At 47.4% G+C, this 22,065-nt stretch carries 17 protein-coding genes; 2 read left to right on the top strand and 15 right to left on the bottom strand.

Annotated elements, in window-relative coordinates:
* Positions 1–2: 2 nt before the first annotated feature.
* The 5 genes from IPL32_08555 to IPL32_08535 all read right to left on the bottom strand — a co-directional run bounded on the left by IPL32_08555 (position 3) and on the right by IPL32_08535 (position 5,807).
* Positions 3–1,058 (bottom strand): N-acetylneuraminate synthase family protein, encoded by a 1,056-nt coding sequence (locus tag IPL32_08555; GenBank protein MBK8465867.1) that lies wholly within the window; start codon positions 1,056–1,058, stop codon positions 3–5.
* Positions 1,059–1,121: 63 nt separating this feature from the next.
* A complete protein-coding gene (locus tag IPL32_08550) occupies positions 1,122–3,566 on the bottom strand; it encodes a polysaccharide biosynthesis tyrosine autokinase (GenBank protein MBK8465866.1) in 2,445 nt (814 codons plus the stop codon).
* A 25-nt stretch (positions 3,567–3,591) separates the two neighbouring features.
* On the bottom strand, positions 3,592–4,578 hold the full coding sequence (locus IPL32_08545; GenBank protein MBK8465865.1) for a polysaccharide biosynthesis/export family protein: 987 nt from the start codon (positions 4,576–4,578) through the stop codon (positions 3,592–3,594).
* A 6-nt stretch (positions 4,579–4,584) separates the two neighbouring features.
* A complete protein-coding gene (locus tag IPL32_08540; protein MBK8465864.1) occupies positions 4,585–4,881 on the bottom strand; it encodes a hypothetical protein in 297 nt (98 codons plus the stop codon).
* A gap of 191 nt (positions 4,882–5,072) precedes the next feature.
* Positions 5,073–5,807: a response regulator transcription factor gene (locus IPL32_08535; GenBank protein ID MBK8465863.1), complete on the bottom strand. Its 735-nt coding sequence runs from the start codon at positions 5,805–5,807 to the stop codon at positions 5,073–5,075.
* 712 nt (positions 5,808–6,519) lie between these two features.
* On the opposite strand from IPL32_08535, the gene IPL32_08530 reads away from it, so the two are divergent.
* Entirely contained in the window at positions 6,520–7,215 is a 696-nt protein-coding gene (locus IPL32_08530; protein ID MBK8465862.1) for a response regulator transcription factor, read from the top strand.
* 12 nt (positions 7,216–7,227) lie between these two features.
* Here the strand turns inward: IPL32_08530 and IPL32_08525 are convergent, their stop codons facing one another.
* The 10 genes from IPL32_08525 to IPL32_08480 all read right to left on the bottom strand — a co-directional run bounded on the left by IPL32_08525 (position 7,228) and on the right by IPL32_08480 (position 19,797).
* A complete protein-coding gene (locus IPL32_08525) occupies positions 7,228–7,932 on the bottom strand; it encodes a tetratricopeptide repeat protein (protein ID MBK8465861.1) in 705 nt (234 codons plus the stop codon).
* A 3-nt stretch (positions 7,933–7,935) separates the two neighbouring features.
* Complete coding sequence (locus tag IPL32_08520; protein MBK8465860.1) at positions 7,936–9,831, bottom strand: NAD(P)-binding domain-containing protein; 1,896 nt, start codon at positions 9,829–9,831, stop codon at positions 7,936–7,938.
* Positions 9,828–11,255 (bottom strand): FHA domain-containing protein, encoded by a 1,428-nt coding sequence (locus IPL32_08515; protein MBK8465859.1) that lies wholly within the window; start codon positions 11,253–11,255, stop codon positions 9,828–9,830. The genes IPL32_08520 and IPL32_08515 overlap by 4 nt, the downstream gene beginning before the upstream one ends.
* On the bottom strand, positions 11,252–13,729 hold the full coding sequence (locus IPL32_08510) for a cyclic nucleotide-binding domain-containing protein (GenBank protein MBK8465858.1): 2,478 nt from the start codon (positions 13,727–13,729) through the stop codon (positions 11,252–11,254). The genes IPL32_08515 and IPL32_08510 overlap by 4 nt, the downstream gene beginning before the upstream one ends.
* A 33-nt stretch (positions 13,730–13,762) precedes the next feature.
* Positions 13,763–14,215: a zinc ribbon domain-containing protein gene (locus IPL32_08505; protein MBK8465857.1), complete on the bottom strand. Its 453-nt coding sequence runs from the start codon at positions 14,213–14,215 to the stop codon at positions 13,763–13,765.
* Between the two features lie 3 nt (positions 14,216–14,218).
* Positions 14,219–14,965: a cytochrome c3 family protein gene (locus IPL32_08500; protein MBK8465856.1), complete on the bottom strand. Its 747-nt coding sequence runs from the start codon at positions 14,963–14,965 to the stop codon at positions 14,219–14,221.
* 333 nt (positions 14,966–15,298) lie between these two features.
* A complete protein-coding gene (locus tag IPL32_08495; protein ID MBK8465855.1) occupies positions 15,299–16,213 on the bottom strand; it encodes a hypothetical protein in 915 nt (304 codons plus the stop codon).
* A gap of 9 nt (positions 16,214–16,222) precedes the next feature.
* Positions 16,223–17,131 carry a hypothetical protein gene (locus IPL32_08490; GenBank protein MBK8465854.1) on the bottom strand — a complete coding sequence of 303 codons (909 nt, stop codon included), beginning with the start codon at positions 17,129–17,131 and terminating at the stop codon, positions 16,223–16,225.
* Between the two features lie 167 nt (positions 17,132–17,298).
* Positions 17,299–18,099, bottom strand: coding sequence for a hypothetical protein (locus IPL32_08485; protein ID MBK8465853.1), 801 nt, complete (start codon positions 18,097–18,099; stop codon positions 17,299–17,301).
* A 6-nt stretch (positions 18,100–18,105) separates the two neighbouring features.
* Positions 18,106–19,797 carry a heme-binding protein gene (locus IPL32_08480; GenBank protein MBK8465852.1) on the bottom strand — a complete coding sequence of 564 codons (1,692 nt, stop codon included), beginning with the start codon at positions 19,795–19,797 and terminating at the stop codon, positions 18,106–18,108.
* Between the two features lie 150 nt (positions 19,798–19,947).
* Here IPL32_08480 and IPL32_08475 point away from each other — a divergent pair, with 150 nt between their 5' ends.
* Positions 19,948–22,062 carry a carboxypeptidase regulatory-like domain-containing protein gene (locus IPL32_08475; GenBank protein ID MBK8465851.1) on the top strand — a complete coding sequence of 705 codons (2,115 nt, stop codon included), beginning with the start codon at positions 19,948–19,950 and terminating at the stop codon, positions 22,060–22,062.
* Positions 22,063–22,065: the final 3 nt, after the last annotated feature.

The raw sequence follows: 22,065 nt of genomic DNA, 5'->3' as shown, positions 1-22,065 counted from the left end.
TATTAATCTCCAGAGCCGTTCTTGGACTCTACAAGGTCGGTAAATTGAATAAATTCATCCACCTGCAGATCACGGCTAAGTTTCTTACCCAAAATATCGGGCAATTGCGACGCGGGCATTCCCGTACCGGGTTTTTTTAGCTTCAGATGTTCTTGAGCCAAAATCGTACCGGCAGAAAGATCGGCTCCCGCAACAATACTCTTTGTAAATAACGATCGCAGATGTGACATTTCACCCGCCATCTTGGCCTTATCAATAGGTGACGCGATCATTTTCTCGATCTGTCTACTACCATCGACCAATTGCCTTAATTCACTTGTCGTAACCGAAGCTTTTACGTCAGGCCCGAACATCTCGCGACTCATTGCGACGTGGATCTCGAGTATCTCGGCCCCCAACGTAACAGCGGCCAGACCCGCAAATACATTTCCGGTGTGGTCGGACAAGCCTACGGGAATTTGGTATCTTTCTCTTAAAACGTCGAGCATGTTAAGCCCGACGGATTCCGGCGGACAAGGATACGCTGTCGTACATTGCAGCACCGCAAGCTGGTTTCCAGTTTCCCGAACAACATCGACTGCGGCGTCTAATTCCGCCCAGTCACTCATTCCTGAAGAAAGTATGATTGGGTCACCTGTTCCTGCAATTCGCCGCAGAAGCTGCACACTACCGATCTCACCAGAAGCAATTTTCCACACCTTCATCCCAATATCAGAAAGCAATTCCACAGCCGCATCAGAAAATGCCGAACTCATAAACAGAATTCCGCGCTCGTCGGCATGTTCCTTCAAACCAAGCCATTGCGACTTTGTAAATTCCATTCGCTTCCAATACTCGTATCGTGTTTCATCCTGAGGGCTAAATTTGATCCGCCACGGCTCGCTCGGAGTGCTTTCTTCTGCAGCAATATGCGTCTGAAACTTAACAGCATCCGCGCCTGCATCTGCGATCGCATCGATAAAGGAATGAGCCATTCCCAAACTGCCGTCATGAGACTGCGCAACCTCGCCGATGATCAAACAACGTCCGTCGGCAAACGGTACGCCGATTTTGCTCATGCAATGATTTCGAAATGATTTTTCCATGGGAAACTATAGAGTAATTCAGAAGGTCCGCAATCGTTATTCGAGATGCAGAATTGCTCCGCCATCGCCGTTTCCATTTGTATTTTTTGTCTCAGAATCGTCCGAATAATATTCACTGTTATAGTACTGATAACCGCCAATAGGAACATCGTTTAGAACGATACCAACAATGTTTGCATTTACATCCTGCAGCTTTTTCTTAGCGAGAGATAGTATTTCTGATGAACTAAAATTCACGCGTCCAACGAGGAGAACCGCATCAACATCAGATGCAAGCAAAACGCTGTCTGCAAAGTAAAGTGCCGGCGGCGAATCAATCACAATATATTTATATGTTTCACCTAGCTTATCTATTATCTCTCGCATTTTGCCCATGCTGAACAACGTCGCCGGACTTGGAATTGCCCTTCCGGAGGTCATTAGATCGAGATTGCTTGAAATATCCTCGATAATTGCCCCGTCTAGGTTATCCATCGCCGCTCCGTTCATTGTGAGCAGATCTCCCAAACCCTTTATATTGTCAAAGCCGTTAATTAGGTGCATTTTCGGACAGCGCAGGTCGGCATCTATCAATAGTACTTTTCCGCCCATTTCTGCCAAGCATTTTGCAAGGTTTAACGACGTAAGCGTCTTGCCTTCAGAAGGTTGCCCCGATGTAACAAGAACAGTTTTTGGTCCTGGTCCATTTGTCGAGAGCAAGAGCGATGTTCGAACCTGATTAAAGGCCTCACGAACAACTGGTTGGTCAAAGTCGTTGGGAACAATCGCCGATCCTCGGCCACCGTCGCCTAATTGACGACGCGATGACGTTAACCGCTTTAGCATTCCTTGATGTATCCCAGGTATCATTCCAATGACCGGTGTGCCGAGCTTTGCTTCCACATCATCAAAAACGCGGATCGTATCATCAAGCCAGTTCACCAAAAATGCGAGGCCAATACCTAGGAATATTGACAGTATGAAAGCCATGAGCACTTCCTTTGTTCTTCGCGGCCCGTCTGGTCCACGAGGTACAAGTGCCCGATCTGCCACGAGAACATTATTCGGTGTGCCGTTGAGAATAACCTCTGTCTCTTTGGATTTTTGAAGAAGGTCGGCCAACAACGTCCTGTTCGTATCGATCTCCTGTTGGATGATCCGGTAGTTAATGGCAGCTTGATTTTGAGCAAGCACTGCTCCGCGCTGCACATCAAAATCAGCCCTTAATTCACGTTCTTTCGCGGCCGCTTCTCGGTATCGCTGTTCCAGTTGGGAAGCTTGAGTATCTTTCGATCTTTTTTGACTTGTCCGGAGCTCGTTTTCCAACAAATTTATTTGACGCTGCACTCGCTGTACTTCCGGCCACTCATCGGTATATTCGGTTTTCAACTGTGCGAGTTGTTGTCGCAGTGTTGTCAATTGGCCCTGAAGTCCTGCGGTGCGCGGATCGGAGTTTTCTGCAGCCGCTGCAGACATTGGATTTTGCATTGCGGCTCGATACGCTGCTTCCGCAGAGATTCGCTCGTTTTCCGCCGCCCCAAGTTTATTATTAAGGTCGCCTAGACGCTGGACAACTGTATTTTGACTAGGATCCAAAGAAATTATCTGATTGTCCCGGGAGTAATTTATTAACCGCTCCTCACTCTCACGAATTTGAGACTGCAATTCCGCAACGCGTTTTTGCAAGAATTCACTTGCAGTCGCATTTGTCTCCACCTTTCGCTCCAGATTTTGAAGCACATAGGTATCAGCGATAGCGTTGGCGATCTTTGCAGCGACACCAGGCTCACCGTGAGTAAACCCTATTTCGATCAAACGAGTTTCCTTGTTAGCCGTTCTTGTATCTTTTACCGGCATGATGGTCAGGCCCCTCTTGATCTTGCTGACATAGGGTGCGAGTTTCTCAGCTTCTTTGTCAAGATCGGTCAAGGCTTCCGGCGTCAATTCCAAATTATTGGTCGCTGTATCGCTTGCGGCGATCTCAGATTGAGCAGGTTCGTACAGTCCGAACATTTTTAGTACGTTTTGAAGGGTATTCAGTTTTTTACCCTTATTAGGATTTGTAAATGCTTCGTTATGCTCCAGATCTAAAACCTTTGCCACCCTGCGTAATAGACCCGTGCCTTCTAAAATGCGTAACTGGGTCGTAAAATACACCGGATCATTGCCTTGATTTAGGATGATGGAACTGCCGCCGCCGCCGCTGACCGCAGGGTTCATCTCACCGTTAACCTGTATTCTGGCAACCGCTGCATAATAGTCAGGTCTTTGGGCCTCATACAGCACCACCAACGTTGTAATAACCACAACCGTGCCCACAATAAGGCGCCAATGCTTGCGCAGTATCGAGAAAAATCTAAGGAATTGCTTCTTTTGCGAGACTTCGTTCCCATTGCTGGGCGCGTAAAAGTCATAACCGTATCCCGGATCGGAATCAACCGAATACGGCTGTATCGGTGCAGAACTCTGCTCGGTTTTGATCAATGATTTATCGTTCGCCATATAAAAACTAAATCGGCTCCAAACTTTACGGAATTACCCTAAGTGGAAGTGTCGTGAGCGTTGGGATTAAGATCTTACCGAGTTCGCCCAGAAAGGTCTTTTTAGGTCCCGGAACCTCGACGATATCGTTAGTCTGAAGAAGAATGTCGTCTTTTTTCCGCAGGTTTATTTCCTTTAGATTTGCTGCAATCTCAGTAGGATTTATCGAACCATTTAACCGACGACGAATAATTATCTTCTCAGACTGTGCACCGGCCGCTAGTCCACCCGCCATCGCAATTGCCTGACTCAAGGTGACAGGGTCTTTCAAGCTGATCGCCGTTGCGTTTTTAACATTTCCGACAATATAGGCTTTTGTGATTTCGGCATCAGCAATTCTTATGATGTCACCTGCTCTAACGTAGGGATTTGAGCCTTCCGTGCCCTTGAAGGTGTCTGCCAAACTTAGCGAAATGAGCTCATCTCCCACGCCTTCTGTCAAAACCAATTGCGGCCCATCACAAAAAGGCAGGCTTCGACTCCGAAGGATCTCGATAGACGATCCGGCCCTTTCAGCAGTTCCGTTGACCCAGGTCAGCAATTCAAGTAACCTGACCGGCCTCTGTAATTGAAATCGGCCCGGAGTGTTTACAGCTCCGATCACAGCTACTGGATTTGAATTGAATTGTTGAACGGCAACTGTAATATACGGATTGAGAAGAAATTTCTTATATTTTTCCCTTATCTGCTCAGCAAGCTCTCGTTCGGTCCGGCATCCTGCTTGTATATCCTCATCAAGCATAGGTAGTTGGATCATGCCCTGATTGTTTACACGGACACCTGTTCGCGTAAGCTGAGAGCTCTGGCTGACGTTTACGTCGATGATGTCGCCAGGCCCGATACGATAGTTGGGATTTTGACTTGTCGACTCTTGAGCAGAGACACTTATCGACGCTGTGGCCAAAATAAGCGATACGGCCAAAAACACCTTACTACTTAGAGTTGCTACCGGTTTCGTTACAAATATTCTCATGACAATTTATGATAAAGCGCGTCGTCGCGACGCAAGTGCCTCATTTAGATGATTTGGACAACTCAAATTCAAAACAGTATTGCTTATAACAACGTTAAATTCTTCGTTTTCTCGCACAAATTTGCCGTGCAGCGGCCCGTCACCCAGTTTTACAACTACATCTTCGCGAACCCACTGCCAAAATTGTGCTTGGGTCGTCCAGTAATTCTTGCCGTTGCTGCAAATGACTAACGCATTTTTCTTCTTTTTCCGCAGTTCCTTTTCTTTGCGTTTTTTCTCTTTTTTATCTTCTTTGTTGTCCATATTCGAGGCGCCTTTTAATGTTTGCGCCATTAAATGCACATAATGACCCCGTTAGGGGAAACCTGAAAACTCAGGCAGTTCGAAAAATAATGCCCACATTTCATGAGCCGAATACCTACATAGAGAACGTTCACATACCCAAACCTTGTTCCATTAACAATCTAATTAATCAGTTTTCAATTCAAAACCTCTTAGCTTCTTGCTTCAAGATAATGTAGATCTTGGCCGTCGCTTCCATTTTCTTCGAATGAATTTTGGAGGCTCGGCACCTTGACCAACTGATGCTTGAATGCGTAGATCACCAGTTCCAGTCGACTTGTCACATCGAGCTTGTTAAAAACTGATGTTAGATGATGTCTAACTGTTGTTTCTGCGATAAACAGTTTTTCGGCAATACCCTTATTTTTCATTCCTCGGCATATGAGCTCGACTACCTCTCTTTCACGCTCAGTCATTCCATTGGCCTTTTGCACGGCTGGATTATCAAGAAAAGACTGCTTCTCGTTAAGCATATGCCTGATGGTCGCTCCCATGATTGACCTGTCGAACCAAAATTCACCCTCGCAAACTTTCTCGATAGCCTTGTAAAGCACCTCTGCTCCGTTTTGCTTAGACACCAATCCTTTGATGCCAAGTTTCAGGCATTGTTGGTAAAACTCGACCTGATCTTTTCTAGTCAGTATCAGTACGGGTATCTTGGCGATCTCGGGCGAAGATAATGGCAGCAATGCCCTTTCGTCAATGTCCGAAACATCGACAAGAATAATATTGGGTCGGAGTTTTGCGATCTGTTCGACGGCCGTATTCGCGTCCGAGGCCTCACCTACAACTTGAAAACGATTTTCAGACTCGATCAACATACGAAGCGCAGTTCTGAATATCGATAGGTCGCAGATGAGAAAAATATTAATTGCTGTATTTGCCATAATGTCTTTCTATTTGAGGCTTATTACGGTTAATTCATCAAGATGTATCGTTCACGATGCCGACAGTTAATAAAATGCGAATTAGGCGCAAAATCCTCTAACCTGTCGAAAAAGTCCCTTTTTCACTTGTTTTTTCCGACAACGGTCCTTTCAAGATGTGTGATTTCTCCGAGCACCTGATTCATTTGTCGCTTTGTCCTAAGGACCTATTAGGACCATTGCCCCCCAAAACCCAAGAAGGCTGATCCGATTGATTTAAGCGGGTGTGACATCCGCAGAAAAGTACAATCGGATTGATGGAAGGTACAATAAAATCTACTTCACTTGGACAGCCAACACATCGGAATAAAAGATATTTTCATACTAGATAAATGTTCTATAAGATATGTGCACAAAAGCAAGAATAGTAAACAATACAGTATTTCACTTGTATAACCTAAAAGTGACTCTTTACGAACGCTAATATATGGTCAAGCTTTTTAGCACTATCGGAAAACACAATTGAACTAGATTCGTCGAATTTTACCTTTCGTGGCCTAGACAAACGTTCTAGATCATTTCTCGAATTATTAGCTGTTAAAATGACGTATAATGTAATACAATCATGACATAAAATGCCATTGACACTGGCATTTAAACGCTAACCAAACACAATTATCTGTTGGAAATTCCTTTTTTTTGACTGTTTATTACGACAGGTTAGTCCTTTTGTATGACCAAGACCTACACAAAAAACCCCGGCCCTTACATACGGACATCTATCGTAGCTCACCATCAACTTGTCCGGGAATGCCTCACTTCCCTTATCCAAAACAACCAGGATCTGCAAGTTGTTACATCGTGCAGCTTACGATCGGACACATTCAAGCTGGACGGCTGTGACATAGCTGTAATATACCTTGAGGCAAATGATCCGGTGGAAATAATAAGGGGCGTTTTGGATGCCAACCCGGAAATAAAGGTGGTGGCGATCACGGACGGTGAAGATCTCGACTCTTCTACGCAGGCTCTCAAATTAGGTGCGGTGGGCATCGTCCGCTCTGATCAAAGTTCAAAGCTGCTGATCGAAGCGGTTCGTAGGGCATTTAAGGGGGAAACATGGCTTAATCAAGCATTGCTTTCCAATTTACTCAAGAATGGCGATTCTACCGGTGTTAAAATGTCCAACGGCAACGCCGGCAACGCAATGGAAACAATAACGCGCCGCGAGACCGAGGTGATCGCGATGATCGGGAAAGGCCTCAAAAGCAAAGTGATTGCCGAACGTCTGGGTATAAGTGAGGCAACCGTTCGACATCATCTCAGCTCTATTTATGGCAAACTCGGTGTTGATGACCGTTTGAATTTAGTCATTTACGCATTCAGACACGGATTGATCCCTTTATCGGATGATTCCGAGGAAGATTGATCCTTAGCAAGGTCATTCACTATCGATGCGCTTTACAACCGGATTGTTGGGGTTTATTTTTCTTAATTTTTCGAGTGTCGCGGCAAATCCCTCTTTATCATCTTTTTCATCATAAGCCAGCGCGAGATTTTGCAGCGTTACCTCATGTTCAGGCTTGATACTTAAAGATGCTTTGTATTCCTTGATCGCTCTCTCAATATCACGAGGCTCGCGGAGAAAGAATGTCAGGCCAAGATCAGTTCGGACATCGACGTTTTTTGGATCTTTTTCGAGGGCCTGCAAATACCATTTTTCAGCTTTTTCGTATTTTTCAGCATCGAAATTGGCGTTGCCGGCCTTTACCATTGGCTCTGGTTCGGTGGGTTTGAGTTTTGCAGCCGTTTCATAAAATGTCGCGGCCTCATCAAAACGTCCGATCTGATAATAGAGATCACCCGCTGTCATTTGAGCTTCAAAATTCTTAGGGTCGGCTTTTGCCTTTTCGATAGCAGCCATCACTTCCGGACGCGGAGCGTTCTGCGGCTGTTCGCCCGTTGAGCTGCCAAGCGGAGGGTGGTTCGGCGGAAGTGCCGGATTCTTATTTGAGGCACTGTTAGACGCCGAAGAAACTTCCGGTTTTTCATAAGCGGATTTGTTGATGCTGTTCGCAACCGCAAAGCCAACGACGAGGCCGACCAACAGCCCCAGCACAACGAACATGACGTTATCTTTTTTCATCTACTACTTGATAGTAATACCTATCGATTCCAAAAATCTATTCGGCCTCTCACCGCCGATCAGCGCAAAAATGTAATCATTCGGTATCGTTTCGAGTTCCTTCTTAGTTTTTACATCTTCCAGCACGATCTCATTTTCGCGCATTTCCTTGATTCCCACACCGAACCGCAGGTCAATAATACCGTTATCTGCACATTGATAAAGCTGAAATTTATTACCGAACTTTACTGTTGGCGCCAAATAGTCGCGCACCAACAGCGTCACTTTATTCATCATATCCGGCGTTCGCGGGGTAATCGTTGCTCCGTCACGTGTAGCAACCAGATCGACAGCCGCCTCGACAGCCACATTTCCACCGCCAACCACAACGATACGACATCCCCAAAATTCAGCCGGATTTGAGAGGCCATATATGACCTTTTGCTCTTCGCGGCCTTCGATCTTGAATTTCAGATCTTCATTCGGCAAGCGCAATTTGTTTGGAGCGCCGCGAAGGCCGATAGCTATAATAACGCGGCGAGCTTTGTACGTTTGTGGCAGCTTTTCTGCTCCGCGTTCAGCATTGATCACAAAATAATCGCCGTCCTCAGCCTTATTTACGGTTTTGCAGCTTTCGTTTTCGTTGATCTTTACTCCCTTTGATGTAAGGCTGCCTAGCCAAATATCGAGAATGTTCTCACGTTGATCACCCGGAATTTTTGTTTGAAGCTGATCGGCAATATCGGAGCGAAAAAGAGGTAACAAATTATTCTGTTCTTTAAGAAACTGTGTTTGAAAAACTCGCGCCCAATCAACGGAGCCTTTTGACCGCAAAAATCCGGCGATGCGTTTTTTCAGCTCTTTTTCAAGTTTTTCTGAAAGCTTCGGTGCAAGTTTTTCATGGAGCGTCGTCGGGATCTTTGCGATCATTTCACCATGGAGCAATGCCGCCTGCTCATGAACTATAGTTTTCAGATCGTGGCCCACCGCATCAAAGATCGTCTGATCGTCGTCACCTTCTGAGCCACCGTATTTAGCCTTTGAAAGGCCAAGACCGGTGACGGGTATCCCTCCCGACCAATCCTTTGTATCTGGCTTGAAGAAAATATATTTACCTTTCGGATACAAGTCGATGGTGGATAAGGTCTTATCCTGTTCGATCCCGACATACCGAAGATTGGCTTCTTGAGCCGAGGCCGCTGCGGATGCTCCTCCAGGACCGATGCCTATGATCGCAACATCGTAATCTGCTTTTGGTTCCGGTTGAGCACCCTTTAGTTCATCAACAATATGGGCAATTACGTCTGCACCCTCTTTCACCGCATTCTTGATCAGCGGAACGCCGGAAACATCGCCGATTATGAAACATCCCGGAACATTGGTCTGAAATGTCGACCCGTCCCGCGTTGGCGTGGGAAGCGAGCGTACATCCTTTGCTGTGTTGATGACGATGCATGCTTTTGGGTTGACCGGACACTCGGCCTGGCACGCAGTGTCTTCCATACAGAGGTCAGGAGCGACAGCGGCAGCAGTTCCATCGACGATCGCGAGCACATCATGAGGACAGGCATCGACGCAAGCCTGACAGCCAATGCATCGCTCAGCGAAAATGACCGGGTGAGGATAAGATGGACCTCGATATTTGTCCAGACCGAGCTCGGTAAGTTCCGCTTTCGAAAGTGTTCGAATATTTGTAACCGGAGCGGCCATCTCATCGCGAGCTTTAAAAAAACCAAACGCGCGCGAAGAGTCGTTAAATATAAACAGCAGCCCAACACCTACACCGACCAACCCAATGCTGGCCCAACCGATCCACGACAATCCGCCGTAACGGACTGCGTCCACAGGAACGAATGCCTGATTCAGCCAGATCAAAAACCCGATGAGTACGAGACAAATAAAAAGATGGAAAAATTTCATTGGCCGCTAAGCTGCTTGATCTTGTTAGTGATCGCCTCTTTCCTCCTGTCGAGAGCATCGGTCGTTAGAAATTCGCTCCACCGTCCGGTGCTGTAAGGATGCTGGACGTGACACGAAATACAATTTGCCGAATCTGTTTCAAAACGCTTGTCACGCTCCGTCGCATTTTCAGGCGTTGTGTGACAAACAGCGCATGTCTGACGCGGCTTCACTCTGTCTATGTTATTTGCACCAAAAGATTCGTGACATGTCGAACACGTTACAAGTCCACGTTTGTCGCCCTTGAGCGGAGCAGGGGACTGCAAACGGTAAAGATGAATTGTGTGAAACTGACGGCTTAATTTTGCCTGTTCATCTTTGTCACCAGTCGCACTTTGATTGATCTCAGGTATCGCGTCGGCGACTTCGCGATAAACGCCTTTCCATTTCCACACACCGTCAACTACCGGATAACCATAAGAACCACCGTGAGCCGTGTGTACTGCCTTGCCATTGTAGGTCTTTGGATTTTGATCGTTGTGACACTCAGCACAAGTGCGAATTGCTGTGGTTTTCATATCAAAATCCGCTCCCTGATGCTCACGATGACACATGGTGCAGGTAATGCCGGCTTGCTCATGGGCTTTTGTATTGGACGAGTGAAATTCAGCAGCCGAATGACATTTGATACAGGAATTTTCAACCGGCTCATTCAAAGTGTGGCAAGTCGTGCATGAATTGCCGTTGGCTGTTGTCGCAATGGCGCTGTTCTCTATCATCGAGGCATGCGGGTTTGAAAGCGGCTTCGACGCATAAGCGTCCGGATGGCGGAAAAATGCATACACTCCCAGTGCACCGATCACTAAAAATGCCCAAATAAACAAACCGACTCGCCACGTTGGGCGCAGATCGCGCGTCGGTTTCCAGTTGAACATTGCCTTGCCCGGTTTTGGTTTTTCCGTCGGACGCAGGCGCGTTCCCCAATCATCTTTGTCACGCGAACGCTTCTCCCAAAAAACATCGAGAACACCTCCTGCTGCTACTGCCGCAGAGGTTGTAGGTTTTTTGGAAGATTTTGAAACTTGCGGCGGCGTTCGTTCTGCAAATTGACGTTCGACAACCAACAACAATTCATCGCCAAGCCGCGCTACAAGTATTGTAAACGGGCCGATCTGAATAGTATCGCCATCGGCCAACACATCTGATTTTTTTGATGTAAGACGGCGGCCATTTAGCGTTAGAACATTTGATGTGGAGAGGTTTACTATGCTGTAGTTCTCGTCCTGAAAATTGATACCTGCATGAATTCTGGAAACTGTCGTGTGGTCCAAAAACACTTCACATGTTTCCAGGCGTCCGATATATAGACTGTCGCTCTCGACCGATTTTGTTTCGGTAAGCAGATCCGCATAGGAGATCGTAAATTTTCCTGTTTTCTCGCTCATCGGACGTTAAAATAAACAACCTGGGCTATATGGATCAACATTAGCACCAACATTAACGACGTAAAAAGAACATGCGGAGCAACCCACAATTTGAGCAATTGATGCAAATAGCAGAGTGCATCGACACGACGCAGAGTTGCGGCGTTTTCCACTGCTTCCATCAAACGAGCATCGTCGGAACGGCTCATCTTTTCCGCCGCTGAACGAAACTCTTCGCGGGCACCGGCGAGCATTGTTCCAAGGTCTTCTCTCTTAAGATATTGCCTAATAAGATAGCCGAGTCCTAAAAAACGGCGGCGCACTTTCCTTTGGATCAGTTGATTAAGTTCTTCACTGGTGGTTTCATCGGCAGCTCGAACAAGTTCGGCTCGAAGCTCTTCGCGCCGAGCTTCGAGGTCTTCCAAAAGCAGCGGTTCACGCTCGACCTTTGTCATAAATCTCGGCACGATAATGTAGCACGCAGCACCAAAAAGTCCGCTGGCGATCACAAGATCGAATGAGATCATAAGGACCGTCGTCAGCAAACCGCCTGAGCTTGTACCTCCGTGAACCAACAGAAGAACTCCAGCCAAAACACCCAGATAGATGTGCGACAACATCCAATATCGTAAGGCTCCGGCACGCCGACGATAGACCTGTTTTCTGAGCGGATAAGCCATCACCCAGACGATGCTCACTAGACCTGTAAGCCCCGTCAGCCATCGCATCGTCACCCAACTTCCCGCACTCAATGGTATGTCCTGAGCGTAAGCGCGTGTTGCCCACACGGCCGCACCGCCAAACGCCAAAACCATCGCAATACCGATCACATGCCAGATCGTTGCCCATAGATCAAATTTGTGTATGTTCTCACCGATCGCGTGCGTCTTGGTTCGTCGTATAAGGCCGATCGTTTGGTTGACCTCATCAAAATACTCGCGCGGATTTACACGAACTAATGCTCCGGTAGGGCAATTTTCTTCGCAGGAATAAGCCTCGGTCTTTGCGCCTTTCGGGTTCATTTTCGTGTCGTGACAAAGATTACATTTTACGGCAAGCAAATTCTCGGTTTGCTCGACCGGCATGGGCATCTTGGCCTCACCGAGTGAAAATGCCGATAGAAGATTTGTAAACGCTCCGTTGCCATTCCCATTTTTCGGGTCTGGCCGGGCGATCATCGAAATTGCATTGTAAGGACATTGCGTAGCGCAGTCGCCGCAGCCGATGCACGTTTGCGGATTGATATCGATCTCACCGTTTGGAAACCGCGCGATCGCACCTGTCGGACAGCCTGTCAGACATTCCGGGTCTTGACAGTGCATACAAACTGTCGGGACTAAGATGCTCTGGGTTGCCGGTTTGTTGGGCTTGAATGGCCGCTCGATATGGATACCGCGCCTGGTCAGACGCGAGTTACCGTGGACCTTGTGACATGCCAGCGAACAATTACCACAGCGAATGCACTTGGCCATGTCCATAACCAGCAGATTTACGCCATCGACAACTCCGGTTTCGATCTCTCGGCTTGTAGCTGTCAAAACACGGCTGTCGCTCGGATGCAGCGGCATCTGATCATCGTTGTCAGCCATTCCTTTCAAAAAGGGAACGACTACTGAACTCATTTCTTTATCTTCGCGCAGGCGGGTAACTGCTACTTCGAGAACTTCGGTGCGTCCTGCGACAGTGGCGGTGTATTTCCAATTTGTTGAGGCTTCGACCGCCTCAAGCCCAAGGCAGGTTCCGGCACCAAGAAAATCAAGCCCTACCGTTTCATCCGAAAGTAATAGTTCTGCTGCCTTTGGATTAAACTCAACGCCGCTAACACGCTGTATCCAGCCATTTCTTACAAAAATGACTCGATTTATTGGATCGCCTTCTCGAAACAGCACATGGTTCTTTTCATATACCGCAAAACGCGCGGAATCATTCAATCGGTGGAGAACCCCTTTATCAAGATCAAGGTTCGTGAAATCTTTGAGTTCATTGAGTGTAAGAGTCTGTCCATAATTGCGGTAATTGCGATCGAGAGCTTTGCCGAATTTTGATAGCTTTCGCAATAAACGAATTGCCGGACGGGTAAATTCCAACACAAGCGCGGGTTCACCCGTCGAAGCAACTGAGACCGTCGCAGTTCTCGGCGTTCCGGAAAGCATGGCCATTTCACCGAAAGAATTTCCGGCTGAAATGATCCCAACATTTTTGCGGTTTCCGTTTTGTTCTTTTATCGAGGCTTCGAGGGAGCCTTTTACGAGGATGTAAAAGATACTACTTTCCCAAGTGTTCTCATGGACGATGGTCTCGCCCGGTTGAAATTCTAGAAGTCGCGTATAAGGGCCAACCTGTTTTCCGCGATAGCTGCGGCCAAACAGGATGATATCCATATCGAGTTCGTTTCGAAACTCACCGTTTGGAAGCTTTTCGACAAGTTCGGATACGATATCAACATTTTGAAATGCCTCAATTACCTGCTCGTGATTTTCTATAACACGTGGCATTACAAGTTCGGACGATCTAAGGATTTCGGACTTTTACTTAAAACGCGACCAAATTTCAAAAATAACAAAGATTGTGGACGCCAGAGCTAGCGGCAAAAGAAAAACTGCCGCTACTCCGAGTAGAATATACCATTTTGTATAGCTTACAGGTTTATGCTTTTCCGCGATTGTGTCCTGCTCCGTTACCGCAGGTTTTACGGTTACAGTCTTAGCTGTCTTTACCGGCAACACGATCTCTGTTTTCACCGGCACGACAACCTCAACTCGTTTTTCAACGGAACTCGGAGCGCCTACAATGTTCAGCCCCATGTCCTCAAGCATCTGATTGTACATTGTCTGACCGTATTGGACCGTGCTTTCCAATTTCTCAAACTTTGATGCTTCCTGCCTTTTTTCTTCCTCGACAAACGCATTGCCGCAACCGGGGCAAAATGCCTTGGCCTCGTCAACCATTTCCCCGCATTTGTCGCATTGCTGCAATCCCATTGATCAATCCACTTTGTGACAAACGGCGCAGTCTTTTGCGGTCGCAAATCCTTTACGAGATTTTAATTCCGGCCTCAGCTTGTAGGCAGCATCATGACACGAATTGCAATTGATGTGATAGGCGAGTTGGTTGTTCAGGTCCTTCTTGTTAGCCGTCGGCATTGTCTTTCCGTCAGGAACGTTTCCATCCTGAAAATGACAGTCTCGGCAACTGCTCACTTTCTGGCTAGACTTTTGCCACGCATCAAGCGTTAACACCACGTCCCGTTCAGACGTTACATATGGTGCCTGAAGCGCCGATTTCGGCTGATCGGTATGGTGACATTCAACACATCCGACAACAGATTTACCATCGGGGCTGTAATTCTTAAAAGCATGCGAATCATGATCAAAAAAGGCTTCGCCATATTCTGATTGACTATCCAAACCGAGTTTAAAGGTCTTTGATATCGTTTTGCCGCCGGATGCTGGAACGGTATTCGCCGCAGTCGTGGAAGGGGTTCCGGTCGCTGCCGGCACTGCCTTGACGGAATTAGAATTTACAGCGACATTTGCGGCTGCATTAACCGACGTCGGTTTGCTGTTCGCTTCAGGAGATTTTGTGTTCGTATTCTTGGGCGGAGTTGGCTGGGCAAACAATCCTGAAAAAACAGCCGCATTGGTCGTTGAAAGACTCGTGCCGCTCAAAAAAATAAACAATGCACCGAGCGCAAAAACAGATACAAAAATCAACTTAACTGTATTTTTCATAGCACAAACAATTAAAAACCCTTTTCAACGTGAAGTCAATATTTTTGCGAACCTGAGCAGTGTCTTAGTTTGTAAACTTAGTGTGTTTTCCTTTGCGATTTGCGTGCGCCTGCCGACCATTCCGACCATCCTGCCAACGCCGCCAAGGTTAGACCATCGTAAGGAAATATTCTGATTTTTAGATGGCTTTTTGGAGTTCAAATATGGCTTTTTGTGGGTTCTCCGATGGCTTTTAGGGGGGCGCCCGATGCCATTTTTGCCCCATATCGATCCTATATCGATCTAAATGCTGCAATTACTTGCTTTAGCCCTGCGCAACGAGTGTAGAATTGACTAGTTTTCAGTCGCCGGAGCTTCTTCTGCCGTATCGGCATATGTTCCGGACGGCAACTGAGTATAAACGCTGCCTCCGTGACAACGAAGGCAGCTGTTTACATCAAATCTATTGTTGCCTGTAAATGCCCGTCTCCCGTTGTGACATTGAAGGCAATTGTTGCCGGGACTTGTCCTATGTTGGAGTATTTGAATATTGGTCACCTGACGCGCATTTGGAGCATTGGCAACGACGTTATGACATTCGTTGCAGCCTACTCCGTTATGGTCCCGGTGCGAAAAGATCGCTTTGAAATTGTATTCAGACTGAAGTGTCCGGTTGTATGGGGCCAATTGATGACATACGCTGCATTGGCCGAGCTTGCTTTCGGCAGTATGGCATCCATAGCAATTTGCGTGGGCTTGAAAACCAACTGGTATTGTTTTTCCCGGCCCTGACGGTTCGTGGCACGCGGCACATCCTTCCGCAGGACGAGCCTCACCTCTTTCATGAACCGCATGGTCAAACTTCATATTGAAGCCCTCGATAAACTTTGTCGGAAAAGCCTTGACTGGCGGATCTTGCCCTTTTGTATCTGTGTGACAGATCGCACACATAACCTGATCTTCGTCCACAAATTGATTCAGATGACACCCTATACAGGATTCATGTCCGCCTAATTTGCTCTTGACGCCGCGATCCTCTCGCTGATGACAAGTATTACAGGCAAATTGTGTATGCTCAGGAATCTTGTGTGAAAAGTCTTCGAAAGTCTTGCTCGATGCTCGTTGCGGAATTGCATCCGGTGTCTCTGCAGAAGTAAGCGTCACGGGCGATCTCGCTGCTTGTTGAATGCAGGCTGCCGCAAAAAACACGGCGCATCCGAAAACGAGCGCGGTTTTCAACACTTGTTTTGAACGCGGCACGTTTTTCATTCTTTGCTTTTATTCGTGATGGCTCTCGGGTTTGTCATATCGGCCGATAACCGACGTGTGACAGTAATTACACTGAAACTTCTTGTCTTTTTCCCGCTTCTCCAGTTGATCCTTTATATCGTCGCTATGACAAGAAACACAGGTAGAAAACGGCACTTCAGGCTCGGTGTTTTTCTTTAAGGCCTGCAGATCGGAACTTCCGGCAGTGCGAAGATGACAGGTCATGCAGTCCTTCGCGTGAACACGCTCACCGACCTGCGATTTCTTGCCTAACTGCTCATGGCTAAATTTTAGCGATGAACGTTCTACAATCGTCGCCTCAAAATAAGGCTTGTCCGCAAGTTTATGACAGCCCGAGCAGTTTGTGGAAACGGGTTGTATACGCTGATAGTGGCAGTTGAAGCACGACGCGTGATTCATCGGAACATCTTTGAAATAATCTGCTGTTGGTCTAAAACTGTCCGGAACAGCGACAGGTAGTTTTTGATCCGAGTCCGGTTTTCGAACTGCATACTTTGGCAAGGTTTTGGCAGTTTGATGACAGACCGAACAATTATAAAATTCCGTCTTCTTGTTCTCAGCCTCATTCGTGTAACTAGCCAAAACTATATGGCCGACCGCGATATCCGTCCTTCGATTCGACGCAACGATGTCCTGATGAGCGTCGTGTGGAAAGATCGTCGTGAACTGTGTTGGGTGAGCTTTATTTGGGAATGGTCGTAGCCCTTTACCTGGTCTTGCACGCGGCCCCGATGCTAGGTGACATCCAGCGCAAAATACACCGCCGTTGCTGTAAATGTCATTAGTATGGCATCCGAAACATGCAGTATGCTTCGCCGCACCCTTTGTGTCGGGCAGGTTAAATGGGTAGTCCGTCACATCAGGAAATGGTTCTGCCTTATCCGCTCTCGGCGACATCCAATTTCGCGTCGGTAGTGTATGGCAAATCTTACAGTCGGCAAATTGGTGGGACTTCGTGGTATGCGAAAAATTTTTGGCCGCCTTTTGAGCCGTAGAATGTTGTAGAAAGCTACCGGCGAAGATAACAGCCCCTAAACCAATAAAAATGAATCTCAGGCAATACTTCATTTCTGATCACAGGTTCCCGCTTTGCAATCCGGCAAATCTCTAACGATCACTTCACATTTCTTAATGATCTTACTGCTTTCCGGTGCATCGAGGATCGGCGTTTTTTTGTCCTTTCCAATATCGACCTCGCAGATCCATACATAGCTTTTTTCACCGATCTCGACAGGTACCAGATTAGCAAATATGAATTTTTCGGTCGCAGCGGTCAATGGAATGCTTGAAAAATTGGCCAGTGCCGACGAGCTGTTGTCAGTCATCGCAGACTGGACCGGCAGTCGTTCTGCGGGCAGATCTTTCAGCAGGCCGTCGATCATTGCCTTTCGCGCATCGTAAAGTCCTGTACGAAAGCCCGGTTCGAGATTTGTAACAAGCCACTTGCGCGCCAATTCCGGTTTCTTTGCGAAAGGTTTTGTTCCCTTTTGAAACGCTATTTGAAACTCTGGCACGTTTGTAATATCTTCCTGCGATATCTCGCGGCAATGAATAGATTCACAATTGCCGTCACCAGCTTTCAACCACTGCATAAATTCGGCGCTTGCTTTCAGTTGGCAATAGAAGCAATCACGCGATGGCAGGTTCGCCGCCTTAAGATTTTCGATCAGCGTCCTGTTTGCTTCACGGTCGCCGCGAAAAAGGTAGAACCTTTTCTTCTTGAGAACAACGGTTTTTGATGTCGTTTTCGCACGGCCGTTAATCACCAATGAACCTGTCGTTTTAGACGCAGTTTGCGCATAAACCGCAGGACAGCCCGACAGAACAAGTAAAGCAATTAAAAACTGCCAACAAAGACGAAGCATTGTTTTTTAGGGTAAAAACGGCCTTGGCGGAAATTTTACAAACGGAAGACGAACGCCGCGAACAAAAAAATTGTCAGAACGCATAGCTAGCGGAGCCGGAAACAAATTTGCTCCGCCGGCCGCGATCAGATCATCCTGTTCGATACCGTCACCGCTGATACCGATCGCACCGATAAGCGTATTGCCGCGATAAAGCGGAATGCCGCCCGCAAAGATCTGTAAACCGTTTTTCAATTCCGAAATTGGTGTGCACTGGCAAAACGGCGGCATTGCCGTGCGTTTTTCTATTACCGCGCTGCGGCACATTGGCAGCGGAGCAGCAACCTTGTCAAAGACCAGGTCGGTCTGTAGTCCGTTATTAAAAGGGCTGAAATCCGCAAGCGGCCTGCTGAACGGCCCGGCGTCTGTTCCGTTTATACCATCTGGAAACAAAGGCCGATGAAGAAAACCAAACCCGCGGTCGCTGAATGCAATGGTTCCGTTTAACGCAATTCCGTCGGCATTTGCACGGTTAACATATGAAGCGAATACGACGCCGTTTGTGTTAGCTCCGGCCCCGGTAATTTTAGCAGCGGCGTCTGGGCGCGACATAAAATTCACCGATCGAGCCTTCTGCACAGAAACATCAAATCCGAAAACAGGGGCATCAACCTGGCGAAAAAATCCCAAAACTCTTCCGTCCGTATCGACGACGGCTATGTTAACACGAGCATTGCTGCCGATCGGCTGGCGAATACCGGCCCTAGTAATATTGGCAACACCGGCCGCTGCTCCGAGTATCTGATCGACCTCAGCAACCGTCAAAGCGGAACCTGCAACAGTCGGAAACCGTGCGCTGGCCTGTCCGCTGACTCCGTTCAATGTTCTTGGAACAAAATCACTAGCAGGCGCAGCGATGATCGGATCCGATGGATCAACCGCTCCCGGCAAACTGCCAAAAGGGATCGCCGTCGCTGCGGGAAAATCGGAAGTACTGATGTTCGCAAACGGAAATCTAATTCCGGCTACGAGAATATTATCGGCACGAATCAACGCCGGAGCCTCAAACCCACGCGACCCGGCAACAGCTATCTTTTCTTCAAAAGACTGGTCACTATCACGCGGATTTGTGTCGATAGTATAAAGGCCGTCTCCCTCGACGCCTATGCCACCGACTTCAATACCGTTCTTATAAAGCGGAATTCCTCCAGCATCGCCCGATAACCCAAGCGGAAGCCCCGCTATCACAACATCCGAGCATCTCAGTGACGAAAACTGGACGCCGAACAGCGGACCGCCAGGCGTATTGTCAATTCCAGCCGGAAAATGTTCCTGAATAATAAACGAAGCGGTTCGCGTCGAAAAAGCGTTTCCGCCAGACGACAGCAGAGCACCGGTGCCAGCCTTTGACAACGAAGCAAAACGCGCCGGAACTGTAACATTCTCAAAACCTTGCCCAGCTCTGCCCGTGCCGCGTATCGTGGTCGTCGCCGCAGCGCCGGTCATAACGAAAGTTCCTAGAACATGTCCTTCCTTATCCACCACCGAAACGGTTACCTTCTGATTAGATGCGACGGCCTCCGAAACCGCCTGAGCAATGATCCGCTGCACATCCGCAACTGTTAGGCTGTTCTGCGCGTTTGTGTTGATGCCCAAAATCAGCAAGATCACAAATCCGGCAAAAAACTTAAACTTCTTTACCAGTTGTTTACTTTTCATGGTGTTTCTGAATATTATACAAACCCGCCCGATAGTCAAGTTATTTTAATGTTTGGTTTTTGTCCCAATTTATGTTACAACGTCTGTCAGCAACATCGAAAAGAATTTTAATTTATTTTGCCCCGAGGTTTTGTTGGAAGAATTTACGCTATGTCGTTGAGTTTTCCCAAACGTGTCCTTTTTCTCACTTTTTTAGCTGCAACTATAGCTTCAATTAACTATGCCCAATCGTCGGGCGGACGTCTTACTGGCAGGGTCGTTGACGACGAAGGCAAGCCGGTCGCAGGCGTGACCGTGATCGTCACCGACCAGACATCAAGCAAAGATTCTACTCAGATCACAAAATCCAACGGCGATTATTCTTTCCGATTGCGTGCAGGTGCTTATCGCATAACTGTCGGATCGCCATTTGAAGCACGTTTTGATCAAGGTAAAGCAGCCGAATACGGTGTTTTTTCAAATTTGTTCTGCGACCGTAAGAAAGAAAAATGCCCGATCCTCGAGAACGTTATCATCGACAACGGTGACAGAAAAATTGAATTTAAGGTCGTCAATACTCAAAAAGAAACCAAACCTGAGGATACAGAAAAAAAAGAAACCGCAACGAAACCTATTGCCGATCGACGCGAGGTCCGCGACCGCTGGCGTTATGAGTTTCCTGAATATGATCGTTATGGCGATAAAGGTGCTCGCGGACGCGATATTCCATTTAAGCGAAATGCTTGGTACAACCCTTACGACCAAAATGTGTTGAAAGGTGATTTCCCGATCATCGGCGACAAGTACTTTATGATCTTGTCCGGAACGAGTACGACTGGCGTAGAAATACGCCGGACACCTTCAGGAAATAATGTCAGCACCGCTGACCCGAACAGCAACAACTTCTTTGGCCGTCCTGAAAGCCTCTCGTTCAATCAAACAGTTCAAGTTTCATTCGAGTTTTTCAGAGGTGACACTGTTTTTAGGCCTCGGACATGGGCCATAAAGATATCACCGACATTCAGTGTTCCAAATTACCTGAATGCACGCGAGAACGGCATCGTAAATATCGATGTCCGTCGCGGTACGACTCGAACCGACTTTCATGCATCGCTTGAAGACGCGTTTGCCGAAGTAAAACTATTCGACACGAATGATAACTATGACGCCGCATTTATTCGTGCCGGCATTCAGCCGTTCAACGCCGATTTTCGCGGCTTTTTGTATTCGGACAACAATTTAGGCGCACGTTTCTTTGGAGCGTTTTCAAATAATAGAAATCAGTTCAATGTCGTTTATTTCCATCAGCTCGAAAAGGACACGAATAGCAACCTGAACACATTTCACACGCGGAATCAGAATATTTACATAGCCAATTTTTATCGCCAGGATTTTCTGACGAAAGGTTACACGATCCAGGCCATAGGCGCTTACAACGATGACCGTGGACGTACTCATTACGACGAGAACGGCTTTCTCGTGCGTCCGGCATTGATCGGCAGTGCCCGCGAGCATGACGTTAAGGCTGGTTACATAGGTTTTAATGGCGATGGTCACATCGGCTTGTTGAATTTATCGAACTCTTACTATTTCGCTTTTGGCCGCGACGATTTCAATTCGATAGCGGGCCGCAAAACAAATATCAGGGCACATATGGCTGCAGCTGAGGCCTCGATCGACCGGGACTGGCTTCGGTTTCGGGCATCGGTTTTCTTTGCGTCAGGTGATAAAGATCCGACGGATGATAAAGCAACGGGATTTGACGCGATCCTGGATGATCCAAATTTTGTCGGCGGGCAGTTTTCGTACTGGAACCGACAAGGAATTCGCCTCGTATCGACCGAAGTGGGTTTGGTTCAGGGAAACAGCCTTTTGCCGACGCTGCGTTCGAGCAAGACCGAGGGACAGGCAAATTTTGTAAATCCTGGAATTGAGATCTTCAATCTCGGTGCTGACGCGGAGATAACGCAAACCGTAAAAGCCATATTCAACGCAAATTACCTCCGCTTTCATCGAACAGAATCGCTCGAATACACACTTTTCCAGCCTCGCATTCGCCATGAGATCGGCGGTGACCTTAGTCTTGGTGTCGTTTATCGCCCCTGGCTAATAAATAACGTTACATTCACATTTGGCGGCAGCGTATTTTTTGCGGGCAAAGGATTCAAAGATATTTACACTGACAGGGATCGAAATTGCCCGATACCGAATTTCTGCTCGGGCGATGTCATCAATCCGTCCAAACCGCAATATTCGATGTTCAGCCAAATGAAACTGATTTTTTAAGAG

The sequence above is a fragment of the Chloracidobacterium sp. genome, from assembly GCA_016711345.1.
Lineage (GTDB): Bacteria > Acidobacteriota > Blastocatellia > Pyrinomonadales > Pyrinomonadaceae > OLB17.
The sequence above is the reverse complement of the archived record's forward strand: the minus strand, read 5'-3'. Positions and strand labels throughout refer to the sequence as shown.